This window comes from Nocardioides aequoreus, assembly GCF_000720335.1.
Taxonomy (GTDB): Bacteria; Actinomycetota; Actinomycetes; order Propionibacteriales; family Nocardioidaceae; genus Marmoricola; species Marmoricola aequoreus.
On the sequence record NZ_JOJN01000014.1, the window covers coordinates 62,192 to 85,427 of the forward strand.

The following is a 23,236-nucleotide window of genomic DNA, read 5'->3' on the forward strand; positions in this document are numbered from 1 at the left end:
GTGAGCAGCGACTTCGACGACCTCCTCGACGCCAACCAGCGCTTCGCCGAGAGCTTCGACCTCGGCGGCTTCGACGGCGTGGCCCACGCCGGCATCGCGCTGGTGACCTGCATGGACTCGCGCATCGACCCCCTGGGCATGCTCGGGCTCAAGCCCGGCGACGCCAAGATCTTCCGCAACCCCGGCGGCCGCGTCACCCCCCAGGCCCTCGAGGCGCTGGTGCTGGGCGTGCACCTGCTGAAGGTGCAGCGCATCCTCGTCGTCCCCCACACCCGTTGCGCCATGGCCTCGGCGTCGCAGGAGGAGCTGCGCGACCGCGTCTCGGCCTCCGCCGGCACCGACGCCACCTGGCAGACCTTCGGGGTGGTCGCCGACCAGCGCGCGGCGCTCGAGCACGACGTCCGCTCCGTCCGCTCCCACCCCCTCATCCCCGACACCGTCCCCGTCGGCGGCTTCCTCTACGACGTCGACACCGGCCTCCTCGACCAGCTCGTCTGACCCATCTCGCCCGACCCGGGTGGTCGAGGAAGGCGCGCAGCGCCTGTCTCGAGACCCGGCGAGATGCGCGGGGGTGCAGGGGTCTCGACAAGCTCGACCGACAGGGCCCGGGTGGTCGAGGAAGGCGCGCAGCGCCTGTCTCGAGACCCGGTGAGGAGAGCGCCGTACGAGGGTCTCGACAAGCTCGACCGACAGGGCACGGGTGGTCGAGGAAGGCGCGCAGCGCCTGTCTCGAGACCCGGTGACGTGCGCAGGCGCGTGGGGTCTCGACAGGCTCGACCGACAGGGCACGGGTGGTCGAGGAAGGCGCGCAGCGCCTGTCTCGAGACCCGGTGACGTGCGCAGGCGCGCGGGGTCTCGACAAGCTCCGTAGGTGCCGTCGCGGCGGCGGACGTAGCACCAGCCGGCGTGGGTCTTGGCGCGGTGGTGGCGTCTGCAGAGCGGCGCGAGGTTGGACGGTCGCGTCTGCCCGGGCGGACCGTCCGAGTCGTAGGGATCGATGTGGTCGAGGTCGCAGGACCTCGAGTCACGGCGGCAGCCGGGGAAGACGCAGGTCGCGTCGCGCAGGACGACCTGCTCGCGCATCGCCGGTGGCGGGTCGTGGCGATCGACGGAGGCGTCAGCAGTCAGGTCGATCACGGGGCGGACCCTGACGGTGGCGCCTTCGACGCCGCAGCGGCTGAGCCACCCGGAGAAGAGCTCGGTGGAGAGTGCGCCGAGCCGCTCCACAACGGCCACGCCCTCGGCGTCGACGAGATCCGCAGCCGTCAGGTGCACGCTGAGGTCGAGAGTCCCTGCTGCGCGCGGGCGCGCATCGGTTGTCTCCCCGGTCATGAGGTCGAGCGCGTGCTGCGGGTCGGCCAGCACCCCGACCGCCTTGGCGCGGCGTACGTCGAGGACATCTGTGTCACCGAGCTCCTTGAGCTCGCCGGCCAGCCGCCCGACGGTCTGGTCGAACGCCAGCGCGTCCGGGGTGTCGAGGGTCAGGTGGACGTCGGTCACCCCCGGGGCGCGGCCGTCGCGCTGCAGCCACACCCCACGGCGCGCGGCAGCGGCTTCTTCGTCGGCGTGGGCGCGGTCGGGGTCGGCGTGGAGCCGGGCCTCGTGGACCAGCCGGGCCGCACCCGCGGCCGACAACTGGTCGAGCCTGTCCGGCACCGCGCAGAGGAGCCGGTCGGCGTGCAGTGCGGCATCCAGACCCAGGTCTCGGGTCTCACGCGAGATCGCGCGGGCCCGCCACACCGCGATCCGCCCCGCACACATCAACTCCCACAGCCGCGGCAGCCGGAAGGCGAGCTCGAGGGTGTCGCCCAGGAGCTGTTGGGCGTGCTCGATTGGGCGACCCAGCGCGGCGGCCAGCTCAAGGGGCGCGGCCGCAGCGACAAGCGGGGCACCGTCACCGGCCAGCGGGACCGGGCCACCGACTTCGTCACCGAGGACGAGTCCGTCGTCACCCCAGCCGGCGTACGCCGCACCCTCTGCCGCGGGGTGCAGCAAGGCCCACTCCAGGGCCAGGCGCAGCTGGCGGACCTGGGCCTCCTGCTCCTCGGCGCGGGCCGCGACGAGGACGTCGAGGACCTGTCGCTTGGGGCGATGGGGGTGCGGCTCCATGGGGAGATTCTACTGCTGAGGTGCGACAGTAGAACATGTGTTCGATGATCTGTGGACAACTTCACCGGTCGGGTCTCGGGGTCTCGAGACGGTCGCTGCGCGACCTCCTCGACCACCGGAGGACGCGGCTGGGTGAGGGGAGAGGGAGGTCTCGACAGGCTCGACCACCAACCCTGGTCTCGACTAGCTCGACCGGCAGCCCTGGTCTCGACCACCCGGAGGGCCGCTGCGTGACCACCTCGTCCACCCGGGGATCCGGGATCAGGGGATGAGGCGGGACCACCAGCGGGGGCGGGCGGGACGCCAGGTGTCGAGGTCCTCCCCCGCGATCAGGGTCGACCAGCGGGCGTCGAGGTCGTCGATGGTGGCGGCGACGTGGGTGAGGTCGGGAGCGTGGGGCCGGGCCGCTGCCTCGCGGTGCTGCCGATCGTGCTCGGCACGACGACGACGGCTCGAGAGCACCTCGTACGCCGCGGCGAGCTCGGCGAAGCCGTCGGGGGTGCCGGTCGGGGTGTCGGGGTGCAGGCGCAGCGCCAGTCGGCGGTACGCCGAGCGCACCTCGGCCCGGGTGGACCGCTCGTCCACCCCCAGCACGTCGTACGGGCACCGCGTCCCCATCGGTCCTCCCCCTGGGCTCGTCGTTGCCAGGGATCCTCCCCCAGGGGTGGCTACGCGGGGAGCGCTTCGGGCGAACCGGAGTTCAGGCGTCGATCTGGTCGGCGTCGACCTCGTAGGCGCCCTGCACGATGAAGTCCTTGCGCGGCGCGACCTCGGAGCCCATCAGCAGCTCGAAGACCTCGGCGCCGAGGGCGGCGTCGTCGACGGTCAGGCGGCGCAGCGTGCGCTGGCGGGGGTCCATGGTGGTCTCGGCCAGCTGGTCGGCATCCATCTCGCCGAGACCCTTGTAGCGCTGGACCGGGTCCTTCCAGCGCACGCCCTTCTTGGTGAGCTCGGCGAGCTTGCGCTGCAGCTCGGCGTCGGAGTAGGTGTAGACGTACTTGTCCATTCCCTTCTTGGGGTTGGACAGCTCGATGCGGTGCAGCGGGGGCACGGCGGTGTAGACGCGGCCGGCGTGCACCAGCTCCGGCATGTACTTGAAGAAGAGCGTCGCGAGCAGGCAGCGGATGTGGGCGCCGTCGGAGTCGGCGTCGGCCATGAAGATGATCCGGCCGTAGCGGGCGGCGTCGAGGTCGAAGGTGCGGCCCGAGCCGGCGCCGATCACCTGGATGATCGCCGCGCACTCGGCGTTCTTGAGCACGTCGGCGACGGTGGCCTTCTGGACGTTGAGGATCTTGCCGCGGATCGGCAGCAGCGCCTGGAACTCGGAGTCGCGCGCCGCCTTGGCGGTGCCCATGGCCGAGTCGCCCTCGACGATGAAGAGCTCGGAGCGGTCGACGTCGGCGGTGCGGCAGTCGTTGAGCTTGGCGGGCAGCGCCGAGGACTCCAGGGCGTTCTTGCGCCGTTGGTTCTCCCGGTGCTGGCGGGCGGCCAGCCGGGTCTTGGCCGCGCCCGCGACCTTCTCCATGACGAGCTTGGCCTGCGCCTTCTCGGCGCGCTTGGTCGAGGTGAGGAACGTCTTGAGCTCCGCGGCCACCACCTTGCGGACGACGCTGCGGGCGGCGGGCGTGCCGAGGATCTCCTTGGTCTGTCCCTCGAACTGCGGCTCGGCCAAGCGGGCCGTCACCACGGCGGTGAGCCCCTCGAGCACGTCGTCCTTGACGACGTCGGCGTCGCCGGACTTGAGCACGCGGCCGGCGCGCATCGCGTCGTTGAAGGTCTTGGTGAGCGCGGCCTCGAAGCCGGCGACGTGGGTGCCGCCCTTGGGGGTGGCGATGACGTTGACGAAGGAGCGCAGCTCGGTCTCGTAACCCGTGCCCCAGCGCACCGCCACGTCGACGGTGAGCTCGCGCTCGACGTCCTGCGGCGTCATGTGGCCCTTGTCATCGAGCAGCGGGACGGTCTCGGTGAAGGTGTCGGAGCCCTGCAGGCGCAGCACGTCGGTGACCGCCTCGTCGGTGGCGAGGAACTCACAGAACTCCGTGATGCCGCCGTCGTGCCGGAAGGACTCGGTGAGGACCTCCTCGCCGCGGGCGTCGGTGAGCACGATCTCCAGGCCGGGCACGATGAAGGAGGTCTGGCGGGCCCGCGTGACCAGCTCGTCCCACATGAAGCGGGCGTCCTTGGTGAAGATCTGGCGGTCGGGCCAGAAGCGGACGCGGGTGCCGGTGACGCCCTTCTTGACGCGACCGCCCTTGCGCAGCCCTCCGGAGGGCACGAAGTCTCCCCCCGGGCCGTCGGCGGCGAAGTCGCCCGGGACGCCGCGCTGGAAGGACATGCCCTGGGTCGCGGGCGAGCGGTCGACGGACACGTCGAGGCGTGCGGAGAGCGCGTTGACGACCGAGGCACCGACGCCGTGCAGCCCTCCCGTGGCGGCGTAGGAGCCGCCGCCGAACTTGCCGCCCGCGTGCAGCTTGGTGAAGACCACCTCGACGCCCGAGAGCCCCGTCTTGGGCTCCTTGTCGACCGGGATGCCGCGCCCGTCGTCGTGGACCTCGGCCGAGCCGTCGGGATGGAGCGTGACCTCGACCCGCCGGCAGTAGCCGCCCAGGGCCTCGTCGACGGCGTTGTCGATGATCTCCCACAGGCAGTGCATCAGCCCCCGGGTGTCGGTGGAGCCGATGTACATGCCGGGGCGCTTGCGGACCGCCTCCAGCCCCTCGAGGACGAGCAGGTGGTGGGCGTTGTAGGTGTTGTCGATGACGGTCTTCCCATCCGTGCGCCGGGTCGGTGCCGAATCTACCGACGAGCACCGACCGCGCCGCGCCCGACTCGCTGGCACGGCCGGGGTGCCCGGAGCGATGGGAGGCGTGTGCTGGACTGACCGGGGTACCACCGCACTAGACCGAACACTTGAAATGTCTGAATCGCTCGTCCCACCTGGGGCGAGCGGGCACACTTCTCCACAGCAGCTCCACACCTGACGCCCGACGTGTGAGGTGTTCCACACCCGGTCCAGCGGGCGACACGCGCCGGATCGGGAAGGAACCTCCGTGGTTGACTGTTGTGGACAGCACGATGACGAGAGCGAGGCGATGACGTGACCACCACGACTGCCCCCAGCAACGGGCTCACCGCGGTCGACCGCTGTGACCGATGCGGCGCCCAGGCCTACCTCCGCGTGCACCTCAAGGGGGGCGGCGAGCTGATGTTCTGCGCCCACCACGCCCGCGAGCACAGCGACAAGCTGCGCGAGGTAGCCGAGCACGTGCACGACGAGACCAACCGTCTCTCGGGCACCCCGACGCCCACCGAGTAGCAGCGCAGACCCAGAGACTCCACTCAAGCCCCGGGCCCGTGGCCCGGGGCTTGAGTCGTCTCCGGGGCAGCACCCGAGCCCGGGGTCTGGGAGGCTCGTGCCCGTGACGTGGGTCGAGGTGCTGGTCGGGCTGGCGATCCTGCTCGGGGTGGTCGGCACGGTCGTGCCCGTGCTGCCGGGGTCGCTCGTGGTGCTGGTCGCCGTGCTGGTCTGGGCCGCCGTCACCGGCACGCCCACGGCCTGGGTCGTCTTCGCGGCCGTCGGCCTCGTGATCGCCGTCGGCCAGGTGGTGATGTTCCTCGTGCCCGGACGCCGCCTCAAGGCCGCCGGGATCCCGGGCCGGACGCTGCTCGTCGGTGGCCTGCTCGGCGTCGTCGGCTTCTTCGTGGTGCCGGTCGTCGGCCTCTTCCTGGGCTTCGTCGGCGGCGTCTACCTGATGGAGCTGGCCCGCGTGGGCAGCGCCGAGGCATGGCCCGCGACGGTGCACGCGCTGAAGGCGGCCGGACTCTCCGTGCTCATCGAACTGGCCGCGACCCTGGTGGCGGCGTCTGTCTGGGTGGCGGGCGTGGTCGTCACGTGACCGCACTGCTGCTGGCGCTCGGCGCGGCAGCGGCGTACGGCGTCTCCGACTTCGTGGGAGGGCTCAGCTCACGGCGTACGTCGGCCTGGCCCGTGGCGGCCGTCAACAGCGCCGTGGGCTGCGGCTGCGCCGTCGTCGGCGCCCTGCTGCTGCCGGCGGACGCCGAGCCCGCAGACCTCGCGTGGGGCGCACTGGCGGGCGTCGGCAGCGGGCTGGGTGGCGCCTTCCTCTACCGGGGCCTGGCCCGTGGTCGCATGGGCGTGGTCGGGCCGGTCTCCGCGGTCGGTGCGGCGCTGCTCCCCACGCTGGCCGGCCTGCTGCTCGGCGAGCGGCTCGGACCCGTGACCTGGGCCGGGGTGCTGGTCGCCCTCCCCGGCATCTGGCTGGTCGCGCGCGAGCCTGGCGCGCGCACGGACGCCGGCCTGGTCGACGGGCTGCTCGCGGGCGCCGGCTTCGGCGTGCTCTTCGCCGCCACCGGCCAGGTGCCCGAGAGCGCCGGGCTGTGGCCCCTGGCGGTGACGCAGCTGGTGGGCCTGGTGAGCGTCGTGGCGCTCGCGGCGGCGCTGCAGGAGCCCTGGCTCTCGCGGCACCGCGCGGTGGTCCTGGGCGGCAGCGCGGCAGGGCTGCTGACCTTTCTCGCCCTGGTCGGGCTGCTGCTGGCGACGCAGCAGGGGCTGCTGACCGTCAGCGCCGTGCTCGCCTCGCTCTACCCCGCCGTCACCGTGCTGCTCGCCCGGGTGCTGCTGGCCGAGCGGCTGCACCGCTCCCAGGTCGGTGGCCTGCTGCTCTGCGGGGTCACCGTGGTGTGCGTGGCCCTCGGGTGAGGACTACCGCAGGGCCGCCACCAGGCGGTCGAGGTCGGAGCCGTCGGTCCCGACGTGGCCCGAGATCCGCAGGCCTGGCACGAGCAGGGGGTCGCGGGGGGCGCGCCAGGGCAGCACGACGGTGGTGAGCACGCGCTGCTCCAGCAGCCGCGCCCGGACCTGGTCGAGGTCCTGGCCGGCGGTGGCCGCCAGCGTGGTGATCGACCCCGCCGGGGCCTGTGGCTGCACCACCCGCCAGCCGTCGAGCCCGGCGACCGCGTCGCGCACCGCGGCACCGACCTCGGCGAGCCGGGCGAGGGTCTCGGGGACGCCGCGCCGGTGCAGCCGGGCGAGCGCCGCCCCGAGCCCCAGGCGACCGGCCACGTAGGCCTCGCGCCCCTCCAGCGTCTCCCAGGGCACCACCAGCCGCGCAGCCGCGTCGCGGCGTACGGCGAGGGCGCCGACCCCGCGCGGACCGGCAAGCCACTTGCGGCCGGTCAGCACGACCGCGTCGGCGCCGGTGGCGCAGTCGACGTGGCCGACGGCCTGCGCCGCGTCGACCCAGACGGGGACGCCGGCGGGGCGGGCGAGGGTCACCACGTCGGCCACGGGCTGCACCAGCCCGCGGTGCGAGGCCACCTGGTCGAGCAGCAGCAGGTCGGGTGGGTCCTCGCGCAGCCGCCGCTGCAGCGCCTCGAGGTCCACGACGCCGACGCCGTCGACGTCGAGCAGGCCGATCTCGAGCCCGCGCTGCGCCAGCAGCGCCAGGTTGGGTCCCCACGCCGCCGGGGCCACCACGACGGTGGCGCCCGGCCGCAGCGGCCAGGCGTCGAGCAGCAGCCGCAGGCCGGCCGTGGCGCTCTCGGTGAAGGCCACCTCCTGCTCCCCCACCCCGAGCAGGTCGGCGAGCAGGCGCCGCGTGCGCGCGATCTCGGGTGCGGCCCGGGTCGCGGCCTCGTAGCCTCCCTCGGCGGCCTCGAGACGCAGGTGGGCGACCACGGCCTCGACCACCTCCGGGGCCATCCGCCCGGCGGAGGCGGCGTCGAGGTGGAGCAGGGGCTGCTGCCCGCCCCCGGTCTCACCCACCGCAGGCCTCGACCAGTCCGCGGAAGAGCCCGGCGTCGGCGATCACCTCGGGGTGCCACTGCACCCCGAGCCAGAACTGCTCCCCCGGCCGCTCGAGCGCCTCCACGGTGCCGTCGTCGGCCCGGGCGACTACCTCGAGGCCGGGGTGCCGGCGCACGGCCTGGTGGTGGTGGCAGCGCACGTCGAGCTGCTCGAGCGCCACCAGGCCGGCCAGGCGGCTCTCGGGCACGACGCTCACGCCGACCTCGCCGAAGCCGTCGCCGCCGGGGTCGTGCGCGGCGCTGCCGAGCTCCTCGGGCAGGTGCTGGACCAGCGATCCCCCGGCGGCCACCGCCATCAGCTGCAGCCCGCGGCACACGCCCAGCACCGGCGTGCCCGACTGCGCCGCGGCCTCGAGCAGCGCCAGCTCCCAGGTGTCGCGGTCGGTGCGGGGCGCTCCGGTGGCCGCGTGCGGCTCCTCGGCGTACCGCGCGGGGTCGACGTCGGCGCCGCCGCACACCACCAGCCCGTCGATGCGCGCCAGCACCGCAGCCGCCGCCTCGGCGGCCTGCGGAGGCAGCAGCACCGGCAGACCGCCCGCCAGCTCGACCGACCGCGCGTACGACGTGGGCAGCAGGTCGGCGTGCTGGTCCCAGACGCCCCACCGCGCAGGCTCGCGGTAGGTGCTCAGGCCGATGACGGGGCCGATGAGTGGGGCGGGCATCTCGAGGCGCTCAGAGCGGCGTGACGTAGGCCCCGCTGATGCCACCGTCGACGAGGAAGGTGCTCGCGGTCATGAAGGAGGACTCGTCGGAGGCCAGGAAGAGCACGGCGTTGGCCATCTCCTCGGGCTCGCCGAAGCGCCCCATCGGCACGTGCACCAGGCGCCGCGCCGCCCGCTCGGGGTCGCTGGCGAAGAGCTCGCGCAGCAGCGGCGTGTTGACCGGGCCGGGGCACAGCGCGTTGACCCGCACGCCCTGGCGGGCGAACTGCACGCCGAGCTCGCGCGTCATCGACAGCACGCCGCCCTTGGAGGCGGAGTAGGAGATCTGGCTCGTCGCCGCCCCCATGACGGCGACGAAGGACGCGGTGTTGATGATCGAGCCGCGCTGCTGCTCGATCATGTAGGGCAGCGCCGCCTTGCAGCACAGGTAGACGCTGGTGAGGTTGACCTCCTGCACCCGGCGCCACGCCTCGAGGTCGGTGTCGAGGATCGAGTCGTCCTCGGGCGGGCTGATGCCGGCGTTGTTGAAGGCGACGTCGACGGAGCCGTAGGTCTCCTTCGCGGTCGCGAAGAGCGCGTCGACCTGCTCCTTGTCGGTCACGTCGACGCGCACGTAGGTCGCGAAGTCGCCACCCCCGAGCTGCCCGACCAGCGCGTGGCCGCTCTCGTCGTCGATGTCCCCGACGACGACCTTCGCGCCCTCCTCGACGAAGCGCTGCACGGTCGCGAGCCCGATGCCGCTGCAGCCGCCGGTGACGACCGCGACCTTCCCCTCCAGACGGGGACGTCCTGCCATGGTGGTGCTCCTACTCGTTGCTGATGAAGACGTTCTTGACCTCGGTGAAGGCGTCGGGGGCGTCCGGGCCGAGCTCCCGGCCGAGTCCCGACTGCTTGAAGCCCCCGAAGGGGGTCCAGTAGCGCACCGCGGCGTGGCTGTTGACGCTCAGGTTGCCCGACTCGACTCCGCGGGCGACACGCAGGGCCCTCCCGACGTCGCGGGTGTGGATCGACCCCGACAGGCCGTACTCCGTGTCGTTGGCCATCGCGACGGCCTCGTCCTCGCCGTCGAAGGGCAGCACCGCCACGACGGGCCCGAAGACCTCCTCGCGCCACACGGCGTCCTGGGTGCCGGTGGGCAGCACCACGGTCGGCGGCACCCACCAGCCCGGCAGGTCGGGGACGGACCCGGTGACGGCCACCTCGACGCCGCCGAGGTAGCGCTGCACGCGGTCGCGCTGCTGGGCCGAGATCAGCGGGCCCATCTCGCTGTCGGGGTCCTCCGCGGGGTTGGTGACCCGCATCGCCTGGACGGCTCGGGCGAGGCCGTCGACGAACTCGTCGTAGACGGGGCGCTCGACGAGGATGCGCGAGCGGGCGCAGCAGTCCTGCCCGGCGTTGTCGAAGACGGCGCCCGGCGCGCTCGCCGCGGCCCGCGCGACGTCGGCATCGGCGAAGACGATGTTGGCGCTCTTGCCGCCGAGCTCGAGCGTCACCCGCTTGACCTGCTCGGCGCAGCCCCGCATCACCTGCTTGCCCACCTGGGTGGAGCCGGTGAAGCAGACCTTGCGCACCAGCGGGTGGGTCACGAAGCGCTCCCCCACGACCGGACCGGCGCCGGGGAGCACCGTCAGCACGCCCTCGGGCAGCCCGGCCTCGAGCGCGAGCTCGCCGAGCCGCAGCGCCGTCAGCGGCGTGAGCTCCGCGGGCTTGACCACCACGCAGTTGCCGGCGGCCAGGGCCGGCGCGACGCCCCAGCCGAAGATGGGCATCGGGAAGTTCCACGGCACGATCACCCCCACCACGCCGAGCGGCTCGTGGAAGGTGAGGTCGACGCCGCCGGGCACCGGGATCTGCCGGCCGAAGAGGCGCTCGGGGGCGGCGGAGTAGTAGTTCAGGCAGTCGCGCACGTTGCCCGCCTCCCAGCGGGCGTTGCCGAGGGTGTGGCCGGCGTTGCGGACCTCGAGCCGCGCGAGCTCCTCGACGTGCGCGTCGACGACGGCGGCGTACGCCCGCAGCAGCCGGGCGCGCTCGCCCGGCGCGACGGCGCGCCACGCGGCGTACGCCTCGTGGGCGCGCTCGATCGCGGCGTCGGTCTGCTCGACGGAGGCCAGCTCAACCTCGGTGACGGGCTCGGCCAGGGCAGGGTCGATGACGGTGTAGCTGGTCACGGCGGGTCCTCGGTGAGTTCAGGGGTCACATGCGCTCGAAGCCGCGCCGCCGCTCCCAGTCGGTGACGGTCGCCTCGAAGGCGGCGAGCTCCACGTCGGCCATGTTGGTGTAGTGGTCGACGACCTCGTCACCCAGGGTCCTGCGCGCCAGCTCGGAGGAGTGGAAGACCTCCCGTGCCGCACGCAGCGTGCGCGGCACCGTGGGCAGCCCGGCGGTGTAGGCGTTGCCCTCCGTCGGGGGGCCGAGCTCGAGCCCGCGCTCGATGCCGTCGAGCCCGCAGGCGAGCATGGCGGCCACCGCCAGGTAGGGGTTGACGTCGGCGCCGGGCACCCGGTTCTCCATGCGCGCGCCGGCTCCGCGGCCCACGAGGCGGACGGCGCAGGTGCGGTTGTCCTCGCCCCAGGCGATCGCCGTGGGGGCGAAGGAGCCGTCGGCGAAGCGCTTGTAGGAGTTGACGTTGGGGGCGTACAGCAGCGTCATGTCGGACATGCCGTCGAGGACGCCGGCGACGAAGGAGTCGTAGAGCGGCGTGCGCGCGTCGTCGTCCCAGAAGACGATCTCGCCGTCGGTGCCGCGCAGCGAGAGGTGGATGTGGCAGGAGCTGCCCTCGCGCTCGTCCCACTTGGCCATGAAGGTGATCGAGCGGCCCTGCTGGGCGGCGATCTCCTTGGCCACCGTCTTGTAGACGGCGTGGTTGTCACACGTGGTGACGACGTCGGCGAAGAGGAAGCCGATCTCGTGCTGGCCGAAGTTGCACTCGCCCTTGGCGCTCTCGACGTCGAGCCCCGCGTCGTACATCACGTTGCGGATCTGGCGCAGCAGCGGCTCGACGCGCGTGGTGCCCACGATGGAGTAGTCGACGTTGTACTGGTTGGCCGGCGTCAGGGCGCGGTAGTCCGCGCGGTGGGCGGCCTCGTAGCTGTCGTCGAAGGCGATGAACTCCAGCTCGGTGCCCGCCACCGCGGCGTACCCCATCTCGGCGGCCTTGGCGACCTGCTGGCCGAGGATCGAGCGCGGGCTCTGCGCCACCGGCGTGCCGTCGGGCCAGGCCAGGTCGCACTGGATCATCACCGTCGCCGGCAGGTGGGTGAGGATCCGCACCGTGTCCATGTCGAGCACGAACTCCATGTCGCCGTAGCCGCGCTCCCACGAGGTGATGGCGTAGCCGTCGACGGTGTTCATGTCGATGTCGACGCCCAGCAGGTAGTTGCAGCCCTCCGTGCCGTGGCCGAGCACGTGGTCGACGAAGTACGCCGCGTGCAGCCGCTTGCCCTGCAACCGACCCTGCATGTCGGTGAAGGCGACGATGACCGTGTCGATCTCCCCGGTCGCGATGCGGTTGGTGAGCTCGGATTCGCTGAGGTACCTGTCGTTGCGCGTCACGCACGGAGTCTTGTGTGCGGGCCGCCGCCCCGTCAACGACCGCCGCTCATCGACGTGTGCGACATCACCGTCAGCCCGGGACGCTCCTGACCGATGTGGGTGTTGAGACAACACCATCCGAGGAGAGGACCCCGCGTTGCACACCATGCTCGACGTCGCGCTCGCGACCGAGTACGACCACACCCGCGCCGACCGGCGTGCGGACACCCACCTGCACTGGCTCTGGAACCGCAAGCGCGCCTGAGCCCGCCGTACGGCGAGTCCCCGCCACCGGCGTGAGGACGCCCGCACGCCGGGTACGAACGCCGTACGAAGACGACGAGGCCCCCGCCCCGCTCAGGCAGCGGACGCGGGGGCCTCGGCGTACCGGGGTGGCGACTCCTCAGTCGAGGTAGTCGCGCAGCACCTGGGAGCGGCTGGGGTGGCGCAGCTTGCTCATCGTCTTGGACTCGATCTGGCGGATCCGCTCGCGCGTGACGCCGTAGACCTTGCCGATCTCGTCGAGCGTCTTGGGCTGGCCGTCGGTGAGGCCGAAGCGCATCGAGACCACGCCGGCCTCGCGCTCGGAGAGCGTGTCGAGGACCGCGTGCAGCTGCTCCTGGAGCAGCGTGAAGGAGACGGCGTCGGCGGGGACGATCGCCTCGGAGTCCTCGATCAGGTCGCCGAACTCGGAGTCGCCGTCCTCACCCAGCGGGGTGTGCAGCGAGATCGGCTCACGGCCGTACTTCTGCACCTCGATGACCTTCTCCGGGGTCATGTCGAGCTCCTTGGCGAGCTCCTCCGGGGTGGGCTCGCGGCCGAGGTCCTGCAGCATCTGGCGCTGGACGCGGGCGAGCTTGTTGATGACCTCGACCATGTGCACCGGGATCCGGATGGTGCGGGCCTGGTCGGCCATGGCGCGGGTGATCGCCTGCCGGATCCACCAGGTGGCGTAGGTGGAGAACTTGTAGCCCTTGGTGTAGTCGAACTTCTCGACCGCGCGGATCAGGCCGAGGTTGCCCTCCTGGATCAGGTCGAGGAAGAGCATGCCGCGGCCGGTGTAGCGCTTGGCCAGGGAGACGACGAGGCGGAGGTTGGCCTCGAGCAGGTGGTTCTTGGCGCGGCGACCGTCCTCGACGATCCACTGCAGCTCCTCGAGCACCTTGGGCGTGATCTTGCCGCCCTTGGCGAGCTTCTCCTCGGAGAAGAGGCCGGCCTCGATCCGCTTGGCGAGCTCGACCTCCATCTCGGCGTTGAGCAGCGGGACCTTGCCGATCTGCTTGAGGTAGTCCTTGACCGGGTCGGCCGTCGCGCCGGCCACCATGACCTGCTGCTCGGGCTCGTCGGTCTCGTCGGCGGAGGAGACGACGAAGGTCGCCTCCTTCTCGTCCTCCTTGATGGTGGGATCGGCGGCGACGTCCTTCTCGAACTGCTCGTCGGGGACGTCGGCCAGCACCTTCTTGCCGTCAGGACCGACCGTGGCCGCCGCCGCCTGGATCTCCTCCGCGGACATCGCCGGCTTGGCAGCGCGCTTGGCCGGGGCCTTCTTGGCCGGGGCCTTCGCTGAGGTCTTCTTCGCGGTGGTGCTCGCTGAGGAAGGGCTCACGAACCAACTCTCCAGGGGGGTCTTAAGGAAACGTTCAGAAATGTGCCAGGGCACGACACGACCCGTTGGTGTCAAGCCGGCCGGTGACGTCATTCTGTCACGGCGACCAAGGGATCAAACCCCCGAGGCCCGTGCGGCCGCCTTCTGCTCCTTCTTGTAGGAGCGCACCTTGGCCAGCGTCGCCTCGTCGGTGACGTCGGCCACCGAACGGTAGCCCTCCAGCGCGTAGTCGCCGACCGCCGCCTCCCACCCCTCCGGGCGGATGCCGGCCTGCTTGGCCAGCAGCGCCGTGAAGATCTGCGCCTTCTGCTTGCCGAAGGCGGGCAGGGCCTGCAGCCGACGCATCAGCTCCCGGGCGTCGGCTGCCTCGGTCCACAGTCGCGAGGCGTCGCCGTCGTACTCCTCCACCACGATCCGGGCGATCTCCTGGATCTTGCCGGCCATCGACCCCGGGAAGCGGTGCACGGCCGGGGGCTCGGCGCAGAGTGAAGCGAACTGCTCGGGCTCCGCGGCCGCGATCTCGGCGGGGTCCAGCGAGCCGAAGCGCTCGAGGATCTTGGCCGGCCCGGCGAAGGCCCGCTCCATCGGGAACTGCTGGTCGAGCGCCATGCCCGTCAGCAGGGCGAAGGGGTGCTCCCCCAGCACCCGGTCGGCCTGCTCGTCCTGTGCGATCCGGTAGCCCATGTCCGCATCCTGCCACCGGGCGCCGGGGCCGGACGCGGCTGCCTGTGGACGGCGACGGCGTACGGCGCCTCTCCGCGCCAGGGTGGGCGGGTGACCGAGCCGTGCCGTCCGCGCCCGCCGGAGCTGCCGCCCTGGGCGCCGGGCATGCACGAGGAGGTACGCCGCCTGGTCACCGCGGCGGGCCTGCGGCGGCTGCTGCCGACGCGGTGCTGGGTCGGCCACCCCGGCGGCGAGGAGGACGAGACCTGCATCCCGCTGGCGGCTCCCGACGGCGCCGCGGCGCCGCACGGCCTGCGCGTCGACCTCGTCGAGCGCGCCCTCGACGGCCTGGAGCAGCCCGCCGGCTCGCTGGCCTGGCTGGCCCGCTCCGGGCCGCTGCTCGCCGGTGACGACGAGCTCGCCTGGTGGTCGGCGGCGAGAGCCGGCTTCGCCCGGCACGGCCTGGTGCCCGCAGGCTTCTGCGTGCTCAACCGCGTGGGGTGGCTCGACCTCGCCGGGGGCGCGGGCCGCACCTGGACGCGGGTGCGTCGCCGCCCGGCGTCCGGCACCGACACCCGGGACCGCTAGGCCCCGGCGCCCACCGGCCAGGTGTGCACGGGCTCGTTGGCGTGCATCAGCTCGCGGTAGCGCCCCAGCACCTGCCGCAGGGCGGTGACCCGGTCGGCCCCGGCCGCCTCGGCGGCCTGCACCGAGGCGACGTACCAGGAGGCGCCGTTGGTCTGCTGCACGCAGCGGCCCTCGATGATGTCGAGCAGCCGGCCCGCCGCGTCGCCGTCGACGCCCCAGCGCGCCAGCCCCTCGGCCGCCGCCGGCAGCAGCCGCCGCAGCACGAGCTCGCTCGCGGCCACCTCGCCGATGCCGGGCCAGTAGACCCGGGCCTCGATGCCGTGCTGCGCGGCGACGTGGAAGTTCTCCTCCGCTGCCGAGAAGGACATCCGCGACCACAGCGGACGGTCGTCCTCGGCCAGGTAGCGCGTGAGCCCGAAGTAGAAGGCGGCGTTGGCCATGGTGTCGACGACCGTCGGCCCGGCCGCGAGCACGCGGTTCTCGACCCGCAGGTGCGGGACGCCGTCGACGACGTCGTAGACGGGCCTGTTCCACCGGTAGACCGTGCCGTTGTGCAGCTTCAGCTCCGAGAGCGACGGGGTGCCCCCGGACTCGAGCACCTCCAGCGGGTCCTCGTCGTCGGTGATGGGGAGCAGCGCCGGGAAGTAGCGCACGTTCTCCTCGAAGAGGTCGAAGATGGAGTTGATCCAGCGCTCGCCGAACCACACCCGTGGCCGCACCCCCTGCTCCTTGAGCTCCTCGCTGCGGGTGTCGGTGGCCTGCTCGAAGAGCGGGATCCGGGTCTCCTGCCACAGCTGCTTGCCCAGCAGGTAGGGCGAGTTGGCGCCGAGGGCGAGCTGGATGCCGCTGATGGCCTGCGAGGCGTTCCAGTACGCCGCGAAGGTGTCGGGGCCCACCTGCACGTGCAGCTGGGTGCTCGTGCACGCCGCCTCCGGCATGATCGACTCGGAGGTCGTGCGGAGCCGCTCGACCCCGCCGATGTCGATGACGAGGTCCTCGCCGCGCGCGGCGAGGATCTGGTCGCTGAGCAGCTTGTAGCGGGGGTTGGGGCTGATCCGGGAGGGGCTGAGGTCGCCCTCCCCCAGCGTCGGCAGGATGCCGATCATCACCATGTGCGCGTCGACCTGGTTGGCCTTGACCTCGGCGTTGTTGAGGCTGGTGCGCAGGTCGTCCTCGAAGCCGGCCACGCCGCGCGGCTGCAGCGGCCGCGGGAGCATGTTGATCTCGAGGTTGAACTGGGCGAGCTCGGTCTGGAAGTTGGGGTCGGCGATCGCCTCGAGCGCCTCCGCGCTCTTCAGGGCCGGGTTGCCGTCGTCGTCGACCAGGTTGAACTCGATCTCCATCCCGGTCATCGGGTTGTCGGTGTCGAAGCGCGACTCACGCAGCATCCGCGCCAGCACGTCGAGGCAGCGGCGTACCTTCTCGCGGTGGCGGGTCCGGTCGGCGCGGCTGAACTCCTGGTCGGCGACCTCTTCTCCCATGGACGCACACTAGGGCTCGGCGCGTCCGTCTACGAGGCCCGGTCGTCGTCGCGCAGCAGCGGCAGCGCGCCGGCCGACGGCTCCGGCCAGGCGTCCGGAGGCACCGCACCCTGGAGCAGGTCGGCGACGAGGTCGACGAGCGAGTGGTGCGGCACCACCTCGCGAGAGCGGTCGATGGCACACCAGGCCAGCGCCCCGTCGCCGTGCAGGTACGCCGCGAGCGCCAGCAGGCCGCACGGACCCGGCAGCAGGTGACGGGGAGCGCGTCGCACCAGGTCGAGCCAGAGCGCCACGTGGGGCCGGGCGCCGTGGCGCCGCAGGTCGACCCACGCAGCGTCGCGCACGTCGCCCCGGACCACCGCGGCGAGCAGCCGCGCCGCGTCCGCGGTGTCGAGCGGCTCCCCGCTGCGCACCGCCTCGTGGACCCGCCCGCGCAGCCACCGCGCCTCGCGGCCCAGGCGGTCGGGTGCGGCATCGCCCGCCAGCAACCGCGTGCGTAGGTCGGCGGACGTGGCCAGCCGCGCGCGCTCGGTCTCGTCGCCTCCCAGGAGCGAGGCCTGCAGCGCCTCCCGGTCGGCGAGCACCGCCCGCCCCTCGTAGACGGCGCGTGCGGTGAAGGGGTGCACGGCGAGGTCGTACGCCGTGCCGACCTCGTCGTCGCGCAGCGGCTCGAACCACCGCCCGTCGTGCACCCGCAGCACGTCGACGACGTCGAGACCGGCCGCCTGGAGCTCGGCCAGCAGCACCCTGGCCTGGACGCCCGCGCGCTCGTGGTAGGAGGTGTAGAGCAGCACGGCCGCCCTCGGAGCGCCGTTGGCGCGGCAGGCGCCGGCCAGGAGCCGCGCGAGCTCCTGCTGGGCCGCTGGGCGGTGGGGGAGGTCGGCACGCGCGTGGAAGCCGCCGGGGCCGCCGAAGCTCAGCACCACCACCGACTCGGACGGGTGGAAGCCCAGCACCTGCGGCACCAGAGCCACGAGGTCGACCTCCGACCGCGCCACCCACGCCGCCGTGGGCGGCACCGCTGTGGCCCGGCCGGGCGTCGCGGGGCGTGGCGGTCGCCGCTGGTGCGGCAGGCCTTGCGGGGAGCGGTGCGGGGAGCGGTGCGGCCGGCGGCGTCGGGTCATGCGGCGACGCTGGCCGACGCCCGGGGGCCCGCGACACCGGCGGTGGCGATCTGTGGACGGCCCCCGCCCGGCGGACCCCTGTGGACGGCAGCCGGTCGGTGGGCCGTGCGACGATCCACGGCGTGCGTGCGGAGCCGACCATCCTGCACCTCGACCTCGACGCGTTCTACGCCTCGGTCGAGCAGCGCGACAAGCCGTCGCTGCGCGGGAAGCCCGTGGTCGTGGGCGGCACCGGTGGCCGCGGGGTGGTCGCGACCGCCTCCTACGAGGCCCGCCACTTCGGAGTGCACTCGGCCATGTCCACGGCCCAGGCGCGCCGGCTCTGCCCGCACGCGGCGTACCTCGGCGGGCGCTTCCACGCCTACCGCGCCACGAGCGCGCAGGTGATGGAGGTGCTCCGGGCCGTCAGCCCGGTGGTCGAGCCGCTCTCCCTCGACGAGGCCTACGTCGACCTCCTCGCGGCCGACCTGCCCGACCGCGGCGTGGCCGCGGTCAGCGCCCTCGGACGCGAGCTGAAGCGACGGGTGCACGAGATGACCGGCGGCGTCTCCGCGTCGGTGGGCATCGGCAGCTCCAAGCTCGTGGCCAAGATCGCGAGCGACCTCGACAAGCCCGACGGGCTCGTGGTGGTCCCCCCGGGCACCGAGCGAGACCTGCTCCGCCCGATGCAGGTGACGGTGATCCCCGGGGTCGGTCCGGCGACCACCGACCGGCTGCGCCGGGTGGGCGTGCAGACCGTGGCCGACCTCGAGCGGCTGGAGCGCGAGGAGCTGGTTCACCTGCTGGGGCGCGCCCACGGCACGGCGCTCCACGCCATGGCGAGGGCCGACGACGACCGCGAGGTCGAGGCCCACCGCGACGCCAAGTCGATCAGCGTCGAGGACACCTACGAGACCGACCTGGTGGCCAACGCGGTGCTCACCGCCCTGCTCGACCGGCAGGCCGTCAAGGTCACCGAGCGGCTGCGCTCCTCGCGGCTCTCGGCGCGCACGGTGACGATCAAGGTGCGGCTCTACGACTTCTCCACGCTGAGCCGGTCGGCCACCTTCGCCGAGCCCACCGACGAGGTCCGTCAGGTGATGCAGACCGCCCGACGTCTGCTGGGCGAGCTCGACACCTCGGGCGGGGTGCGGCTGCTGGGGGTCGGGGTGTCCGGGCTGACCGACTGGGTGCAGGAGGACCTCTTCGCCGACGACCCCGACGACACCGGCGGGGCCGCGACCGAGCCCGAGGTCGACGAGGCGACGGCGCGGGCCGTGGCCGCCACCGTGCGGGGGCGCGGCTGGGTGCCGGGCATGGACGTCGAGCACGACGAGCACGGCCGCGGCTGGGTCTGGGGCGCGGGTCGCGGGGTGGTGACGGTGCGCTTCGAGACCGCAAAGACAGGCCCCGGGAGGGTCCGCACCCTCTCCGCCCACGACCCCGCGCTGAGGCCGTGGCGACCGCCCGAGGAGGCCTCCCCCGCCGGTCGCTGAGAAGTGCCTGAGAAGTCACATCGAGTGCAACTTCCCGGGGTACCGACACGTCTGTACCGGTGACGCCTCACGACGAGGCGCCGGCCGACGAACGGGAAGCAACGAGCCGACCGAAGCGTTGGAGACCACAGGGTCGACGGACTTCCCCCGGCGACCGCTCGCAGGAAGGACGACGGTGATGACGACCACCACCCGTAGCAAGCGGCCCACCACCCGCAACGACCGCGAGATCGAGGGCCGCGACAGCGTCGGCCTCTACCTCGACGAGATCGCGCGCACCCCCCTGCTCGACGCCGCCACGGAGGTCGAGCTCTCCAAGGCTGTGGAGGCCGGGCTCTTCGCCCAGCGCCTCCTCGACGAGGGCCGCGTCGGCCGCCGCAAGGGCGGCGCCCCCAAGTACGCCACCGAGGCGGAGCTCCGCTTCCTCGTCGAGGACGGCGAGCGCGCGATGCAGCGCTTCATCAACGCCAACCTCCGACTCGTGGTCTCCATCGCCCGCAAGTACGGCCGCAGCCAGATGCCGATGCTGGACCTGATCCAGGAGGGCAACACCGGTCTGATCCGTGCGGTCGAGAAGTTCGACTACGCCAAGGGCTACAAGTTCTCGACCTACGCCACCTGGTGGGTGCGGCAGGCCATCACCCGGGGCATCGCCCAGCAGGCGCGCGTCGTGCGCCTGCCCGTGCACGTGGTCGAGGAGCTCAACCAGGTCGGCTCCGCGCGCCGCACCCTCGAGCGTCAGCTCGGTCGCGACCCCGACCCCGAGGAAATCGCCTCCGAGCTCGACATGGACCTCGACCGGGTGCTCGACCTGATGTCGTGGGGCCGCGACCACGTCAGCCTCGACACCCCCGTCGACGAGGACGGCGACACCTCGCTGGGCGACCTGATCGCGCAGGAGAGTGCGCCGGGTCCCGACCTGACGGTGCTCGACACCGAGTCGCGCGACCGGCTCAACACCCTGGTGGGGCTGCTCGACGACCGGTCGGCCGACATCGTGCGCTCGCGCTACGGGCTCGTCGACGGCCGCCAGCACAAGCTCGCCGACATCGGCGCGCGCCACGGCATCTCCGCCGAGCGTGTGCGTCAGCTCGAGCGCGAGGCGATCAACAAGCTCCGCAAGATCGCCGACCCCGACCTGGCCGCCTGAGGCGGTCGGGCCGCACCTCCCGAGACCGCTCGACGGGTCCCGGGGCAGGCCTGGTCACCCGGCCGCCCTGGGACCTGTCGAGACCAGCTCCGCGAAGACCTCCGCCACCGCCAGGCGGAGGTCTTCGTGCGTCCCGGCGTTGGGCACGACGTGGGTCGCCACGCCGAGCCGCTGCTCGCGCGAGGCCTGGGCGGCCATCCGCGAGGCGGCGTCGTCCTCGGACCAGCCGCGGTCGCGCACCATCCGCTCCCGCTGCAGCTCCGGGGGCACGTCGACCACCACGACGGCGTCGAAGTCACCCGCGCGGTCGTTCTCCGCCAGCAGCGGGATGTCGTGCACCACCAGCGCGCCGGGGGGCACCTCGGCCTCCAGCGCGGCGATGCGCTCGTAGACGAGCGGGTGCACGATCGCCTCGAGCCGGCGACGGGCCCCGGCGTCGGAGAAGACGCGGGCACCCATCGCCGCTCGGTCGAGCTCGCCCTCGGGGGTCAGCACCTCGGGCCCGAACTCCTCGACCACGCGCTGCAGCCCCGGCGTGCCGGCCGCGACCACCTCGCGCGCCAGCACGTCGGCGTCGATCAGGACCGCCCCGAGGTCGACGAGCATGCGGGCGACGGTGCTCTTGCCCGACGCCACTCCTCCGGTCAGCCCCACGCGCACGGGTCGAGGCTACTGGTCGACCTTCGCCTGTAGCCGCTCGATGTGCTCGGAGGCCTCGGCCTTGGTGAGGTCGGCCGGGATCTCCTCCCCCGCCTTGCGCGCCAGGGTGTCGAGGTAGCTGCGCTGCGGACCGGTCATCGGCTCCTCGCCGGTCACCCACTCCTGGGGGTCGCGCTCGGCGCCGGACTCGGGAGTGGGACTGCCGAGCACCTCGCGCTGGGTGTCGCTGCCCTGGTTGTCGCTGACCTGGTCGTTGCTCTGCTCCTGCATCGGTTCGCTCATGCGTTCGAACGTACCCGTCGTCCCCGACGGCATGCGGGTGGCGGGCCACGGCGTCCGCGGACCTGCCAGGATCGGCGTCATGACGCGACGGGCGCTGCGCCAGGGTGACCGGGTGGCGCTGCTGCTGCCCGGCTCCACGGCGTACGTCGCCCTGGTCACCGCACTGCTGCGGCGCGGCGTCTTCCCGGTCCCGATGGACGTCGGCCTGACCGCCTCCGAGCGGGCCGACCTGCTCGAGGAGCTGGATCCCGCCCTCGTGGTGACCGAGCAGCCGCACCTCGAGGAGCTGCTCGCCGCCTATCCCGACGACCCGGACCTCGGGCCCCCGCGCGGGCGGCCGATCCACCTGACCAGCGGCACCACCGGACGCCCCAAGGGGGTGTGGTCGGGGCTGCTGACGCGCGACCAGTCCGACGCGCTCGTCGCGGAGGAGCGCGAGCTGTGGGGCTTCCGCGCCGACGACGTCAACCTCGTACTCAGCCCGCTCCACCACTCCGCACCGCTGCGCTTCGCCATGGGCACCCACCTCGCCGGCGGGTCCGTGCTCGTCCCCGGCCCCTTCGACCCCGCCCGGGTGACGGCGGCGATCGCGGAGGCCGACGAGGGTCGCCGGCCGACCACGATGTTCTGCGTGCCCGCCCACCTGCAGCGTCTCTTCGCTCACTGGGACGAGGTGGGGGCACCGGACCTCGCGTCCTTCCGCCTGGTGGCCCACGCCGGCGCCCCGTGCCCGGAGTGGCTCAAGCGCCGGCTCGTCGAGACCTTCCCGCCGGGCTCGACCTGGGAGTTCTACGGCTCGACCGAGGGCCAGTTCACCGCCTGCCGCAGCGAGGAGTGGCTCGAGCGGCCCGGCACGCTCGGGCGTGCCAGGCCAGGCCGCACGATGCAGGTCGACGAGCAGGGCCAGCTGTGGTGCGTGGTGCCCGAGCACGCGCGCTTCAGCTACCTCGGCGAGCCCGCCAAGACGAGGGCGGCCTGGCGCAGCACGCCCGACGGCCCCGCCTTCACCGTGGGAGACCTGGGCCGGATCGACGACGACGGCCACGTCCGGCTCGACGGGCGGCGTGACGACCTGGTCATCAGCGGCGGCGTCAACGTCTACCCCGCCGAGGTCGAGCGCGTGCTCGGCGAGCTCGACGGCGTCACCGAGGTCGCGGTCTACGGCGTCGACGACGACCACTGGGGTCAGCGGGTCTGTGCCGTGGTGGTCGGCGACGTCACGGACGACGTGCTGGAGGCCCACGCCCGCGAGCACCTCGCCCCCGCCAAGCGGCCCAAGGAGTACCGGCGGCTCCCCGCACTCCCCCGCACGCCGACCGGCAAGGTCCGCCGGCTCGACCTGCCCGGCCTCGTCGCCGGAGCCCAGGGCTGATGGGCTTCACGCGTGCCGAGCTCGCCGCCTACGAGGGCGCCGAGGTGCCCGACCTGCTGCCCGACCCGGCGGCGCCGCTGCGCCTCCTCTTCGTCGGGATCAACCCGGGGCTGTGGACCGCGGCCGTGCAGACGCACTTCGCCCACCCCGGCAACCGCTTCTACCCGGCGCTGCTCGGTGCCGGCATCATCACCACGCCGGTCGACGCCGCCGCGGGCATGAGCGACGACGACCGCGCCCGCTTCACCGCCGCCGGCCTCGGGATCACCAACCTCGTGCGCCGAGCCACCGCCAGGGCCTCCGAGCTCACCGCGGCCGAGCTGCGCGAGGGAGGGCAGCGGCTGGTGGCGCTCGTGGAGGCACGCCGTCCCGCCGTGGTGGCGGTGGCGGGGATCACCGCCTACCGCCAGGCCTTCGGGCTCCCGAAGGCGCAGCCGGGCCGTCAGCCCGAGCCGCTCGCGGGCGCCGAGCTGTGGGTGGTGCCCAACCCGAGCGGCCTCAACGCCCACGAGACCGCGGCGTCGCTCGCCACGGCGTACGCCGCGCCCGCACTGGCCGCGGGGCTGCTCCCCCGGGCCTAGCCGGCCGGGGGCCCGGTCGGCGCTAGCTGTAGTTCCCCGTGACGTTGTGAATGCGGTCGGCAGGGACGAGACCTTCGATGCCGGTGTGGGGTCTGTGGTGATTGTAGAAGTGGAGCCAGTCGGCGT

Annotated in this window: 23 protein-coding genes; 10 read left to right on the forward strand and 13 right to left on the reverse strand. The window is 73.1% G+C overall.

Annotated elements, in window-relative coordinates; genetic code table 11:
- Together IG63_RS0118295 and IG63_RS0118300 are read left to right on the forward strand one after the other, a co-directional pair.
- Window positions 1–498, forward strand: a complete 498-nt coding sequence (locus tag IG63_RS0118295; RefSeq protein WP_030485791.1) for a beta-class carbonic anhydrase — start codon at window positions 1–3, stop codon at window positions 496–498.
- Window positions 499–1,344: 846 nt separating this feature from the next.
- Window positions 1,345–2,157, forward strand: a complete 813-nt coding sequence (locus IG63_RS0118300; protein ID WP_211249388.1) for a hypothetical protein — start codon at window positions 1,345–1,347, stop codon at window positions 2,155–2,157.
- Window positions 2,158–2,370: 213 nt separating this feature from the next.
- On the opposite strand, the gene IG63_RS0118305 is transcribed toward IG63_RS0118300, so the two are convergent.
- Together IG63_RS0118305 and IG63_RS0118310 are read right to left on the reverse strand one after the other, a co-directional pair.
- Window positions 2,371–2,727: a J domain-containing protein gene (locus IG63_RS0118305; RefSeq protein WP_030485793.1), complete on the reverse strand. Its 357-nt coding sequence runs from the start codon at window positions 2,725–2,727 to the stop codon at window positions 2,371–2,373.
- Window positions 2,728–2,809: 82 nt separating this feature from the next.
- Window positions 2,810–4,948, reverse strand: coding sequence for a DNA gyrase/topoisomerase IV subunit B (locus tag IG63_RS0118310; protein ID WP_084597313.1), 2,139 nt, complete (start codon window positions 4,946–4,948; stop codon window positions 2,810–2,812).
- Window positions 4,949–5,206: 258 nt separating this feature from the next.
- Between IG63_RS0118310 and IG63_RS0118315 the strand changes: the two genes are divergently transcribed.
- From IG63_RS0118315 to IG63_RS0118325, 3 genes are all read left to right on the forward strand, one after another.
- Entirely contained in the window at window positions 5,207–5,425 is a 219-nt protein-coding gene (locus IG63_RS0118315; RefSeq protein ID WP_030485795.1) for a DUF7455 domain-containing protein, read from the forward strand.
- A gap of 103 nt (window positions 5,426–5,528) precedes the next feature.
- The gene (locus IG63_RS0118320) at window positions 5,529–6,005 is read left to right on the forward strand and encodes a DUF456 domain-containing protein (protein ID WP_030485796.1); all 477 of its coding nucleotides are present in this window, start codon (window positions 5,529–5,531) and stop codon (window positions 6,003–6,005) included.
- Entirely contained in the window at window positions 6,002–6,829 is an 828-nt protein-coding gene (locus IG63_RS0118325) for a DMT family transporter (protein ID WP_030485797.1), read from the forward strand. Before IG63_RS0118320 ends, IG63_RS0118325 begins: the two co-directional genes overlap by 4 nt.
- A gap of 3 nt (window positions 6,830–6,832) precedes the next feature.
- Here IG63_RS0118325 and IG63_RS0118330 read toward each other — a convergent pair whose 3' ends face one another.
- From IG63_RS0118330 to IG63_RS0118365, 7 genes are all read right to left on the reverse strand, one after another.
- Entirely contained in the window at window positions 6,833–7,894 is a 1,062-nt protein-coding gene (locus IG63_RS0118330; RefSeq protein WP_030485798.1) for an aminotransferase class V-fold PLP-dependent enzyme, read from the reverse strand.
- Entirely contained in the window at window positions 7,887–8,597 is a 711-nt protein-coding gene (locus IG63_RS0118335) for a gamma-glutamyl-gamma-aminobutyrate hydrolase family protein (RefSeq protein ID WP_030485799.1), read from the reverse strand. Before IG63_RS0118335 ends, IG63_RS0118330 begins: the two co-directional genes overlap by 8 nt.
- A 10-nt stretch (window positions 8,598–8,607) precedes the next feature.
- The gene (locus IG63_RS0118340) at window positions 8,608–9,393 is read right to left on the reverse strand and encodes a 3-oxoacyl-ACP reductase (protein ID WP_030485800.1); all 786 of its coding nucleotides are present in this window, start codon (window positions 9,391–9,393) and stop codon (window positions 8,608–8,610) included.
- A 10-nt stretch (window positions 9,394–9,403) separates the two neighbouring features.
- On the reverse strand, window positions 9,404–10,765 hold the full coding sequence (locus IG63_RS0118345) for an aldehyde dehydrogenase family protein (RefSeq protein ID WP_030485801.1): 1,362 nt from the start codon (window positions 10,763–10,765) through the stop codon (window positions 9,404–9,406).
- 25 nt (window positions 10,766–10,790) lie between these two features.
- On the reverse strand, window positions 10,791–12,149 hold the full coding sequence (locus tag IG63_RS0118350; protein WP_030485802.1) for a glutamine synthetase family protein: 1,359 nt from the start codon (window positions 12,147–12,149) through the stop codon (window positions 10,791–10,793).
- 382 nt (window positions 12,150–12,531) lie between these two features.
- Window positions 12,532–13,827, reverse strand: a complete 1,296-nt coding sequence (locus IG63_RS0118360; protein WP_051707171.1) for an RNA polymerase sigma factor — start codon at window positions 13,825–13,827, stop codon at window positions 12,532–12,534.
- 21 nt (window positions 13,828–13,848) lie between these two features.
- Window positions 13,849–14,418 carry an HhH-GPD-type base excision DNA repair protein gene (locus IG63_RS0118365; RefSeq protein ID WP_030485804.1) on the reverse strand — a complete coding sequence of 190 codons (570 nt, stop codon included), beginning with the start codon at window positions 14,416–14,418 and terminating at the stop codon, window positions 13,849–13,851.
- 90 nt (window positions 14,419–14,508) lie between these two features.
- On the opposite strand from IG63_RS0118365, the gene IG63_RS0118370 reads away from it, so the two are divergent.
- Window positions 14,509–14,985 (forward strand): hypothetical protein, encoded by a 477-nt coding sequence (locus IG63_RS0118370; protein ID WP_030485805.1) that lies wholly within the window; start codon window positions 14,509–14,511, stop codon window positions 14,983–14,985.
- Here IG63_RS0118370 and IG63_RS0118375 read toward each other — a convergent pair.
- Window positions 14,982–16,466: a glutamate-cysteine ligase family protein gene (locus tag IG63_RS0118375; RefSeq protein WP_030485806.1), complete on the reverse strand. Its 1,485-nt coding sequence runs from the start codon at window positions 16,464–16,466 to the stop codon at window positions 14,982–14,984. The genes IG63_RS0118370 and IG63_RS0118375 overlap by 4 nt on opposite strands.
- A 29-nt stretch (window positions 16,467–16,495) precedes the next feature.
- Window positions 16,496–17,590: a DUF4192 domain-containing protein gene (locus IG63_RS0118380; protein ID WP_084597316.1), complete on the reverse strand. Its 1,095-nt coding sequence runs from the start codon at window positions 17,588–17,590 to the stop codon at window positions 16,496–16,498.
- Window positions 17,591–17,712: 122 nt separating this feature from the next.
- Here IG63_RS0118380 and IG63_RS0118385 point away from each other — a divergent pair, with 122 nt between their 5' ends.
- Together IG63_RS0118385 and IG63_RS0118390 are read left to right on the forward strand one after the other, a co-directional pair.
- Window positions 17,713–19,065, forward strand: a complete 1,353-nt coding sequence (locus IG63_RS0118385) for a DNA polymerase IV (RefSeq protein WP_030485808.1) — start codon at window positions 17,713–17,715, stop codon at window positions 19,063–19,065.
- Between the two features lie 178 nt (window positions 19,066–19,243).
- Complete coding sequence (locus IG63_RS0118390; protein WP_030485809.1) at window positions 19,244–20,215, forward strand: sigma-70 family RNA polymerase sigma factor; 972 nt, start codon at window positions 19,244–19,246, stop codon at window positions 20,213–20,215.
- A 54-nt stretch (window positions 20,216–20,269) separates the two neighbouring features.
- On the opposite strand, the gene coaE is transcribed toward IG63_RS0118390, so the two are convergent.
- Window positions 20,270–20,875, reverse strand: a complete 606-nt coding sequence (coaE, locus tag IG63_RS0118395) for a dephospho-CoA kinase (RefSeq protein WP_030485810.1) — start codon at window positions 20,873–20,875, stop codon at window positions 20,270–20,272.
- A gap of 9 nt (window positions 20,876–20,884) precedes the next feature.
- Entirely contained in the window at window positions 20,885–21,157 is a 273-nt protein-coding gene (locus IG63_RS0118400; protein WP_245604502.1) for a DUF3072 domain-containing protein, read from the reverse strand.
- 79 nt (window positions 21,158–21,236) lie between these two features.
- On the opposite strand from IG63_RS0118400, the gene IG63_RS0118405 reads away from it, so the two are divergent.
- Window positions 21,237–22,529 carry a class I adenylate-forming enzyme family protein gene (locus IG63_RS0118405; protein ID WP_051707175.1) on the forward strand — a complete coding sequence of 431 codons (1,293 nt, stop codon included), beginning with the start codon at window positions 21,237–21,239 and terminating at the stop codon, window positions 22,527–22,529.
- Window positions 22,529–23,110: a uracil-DNA glycosylase family protein gene (locus tag IG63_RS0118410; RefSeq protein ID WP_030485813.1), complete on the forward strand. Its 582-nt coding sequence runs from the start codon at window positions 22,529–22,531 to the stop codon at window positions 23,108–23,110. The genes IG63_RS0118405 and IG63_RS0118410 overlap by 1 nt, the downstream gene beginning before the upstream one ends.
- Window positions 23,111–23,236: the final 126 nt, after the last annotated feature.

Coding starts and splice junctions, on each gene's coding strand:
- IG63_RS0118305 (WP_030485793.1), bottom strand. CDS start 2,727: ATGGGGACGCGGTGCCCGTACGACGTGCTGGGGGTGGACGAGCGGTCC.
- IG63_RS0118335 (WP_030485799.1), bottom strand. CDS start 8,597: ATGCCCGCCCCACTCATCGGCCCCGTCATCGGCCTGAGCACCTACCGC.
- IG63_RS0118340 (WP_030485800.1), bottom strand. CDS start 9,393: ATGGCAGGACGTCCCCGTCTGGAGGGGAAGGTCGCGGTCGTCACCGGC.
- IG63_RS0118360 (WP_051707171.1), bottom strand. CDS start 13,827: ATGACGTCACCGGCCGGCTTGACACCAACGGGTCGTGTCGTGCCCTGG.
- IG63_RS0118365 (WP_030485804.1), bottom strand. CDS start 14,418: ATGGGCTACCGGATCGCACAGGACGAGCAGGCCGACCGGGTGCTGGGG.
- IG63_RS0118375 (WP_030485806.1), bottom strand. CDS start 16,466: ATGGGAGAAGAGGTCGCCGACCAGGAGTTCAGCCGCGCCGACCGGACC.
- IG63_RS0118380 (WP_084597316.1), bottom strand. CDS start 17,590: ATGACCCGACGCCGCCGGCCGCACCGCTCCCCGCACCGCTCCCCGCAA.
- IG63_RS0118390 (WP_030485809.1), top strand. CDS start 19,244: ATGACGACCACCACCCGTAGCAAGCGGCCCACCACCCGCAACGACCGC.
- IG63_RS0118400 (WP_245604502.1), bottom strand. CDS start 21,157: ATGAGCGAACCGATGCAGGAGCAGAGCAACGACCAGGTCAGCGACAAC.
- IG63_RS0118405 (WP_051707175.1), top strand. CDS start 21,237: ATGACGCGACGGGCGCTGCGCCAGGGTGACCGGGTGGCGCTGCTGCTG.
- IG63_RS0118410 (WP_030485813.1), top strand. CDS start 22,529: ATGGGCTTCACGCGTGCCGAGCTCGCCGCCTACGAGGGCGCCGAGGTG.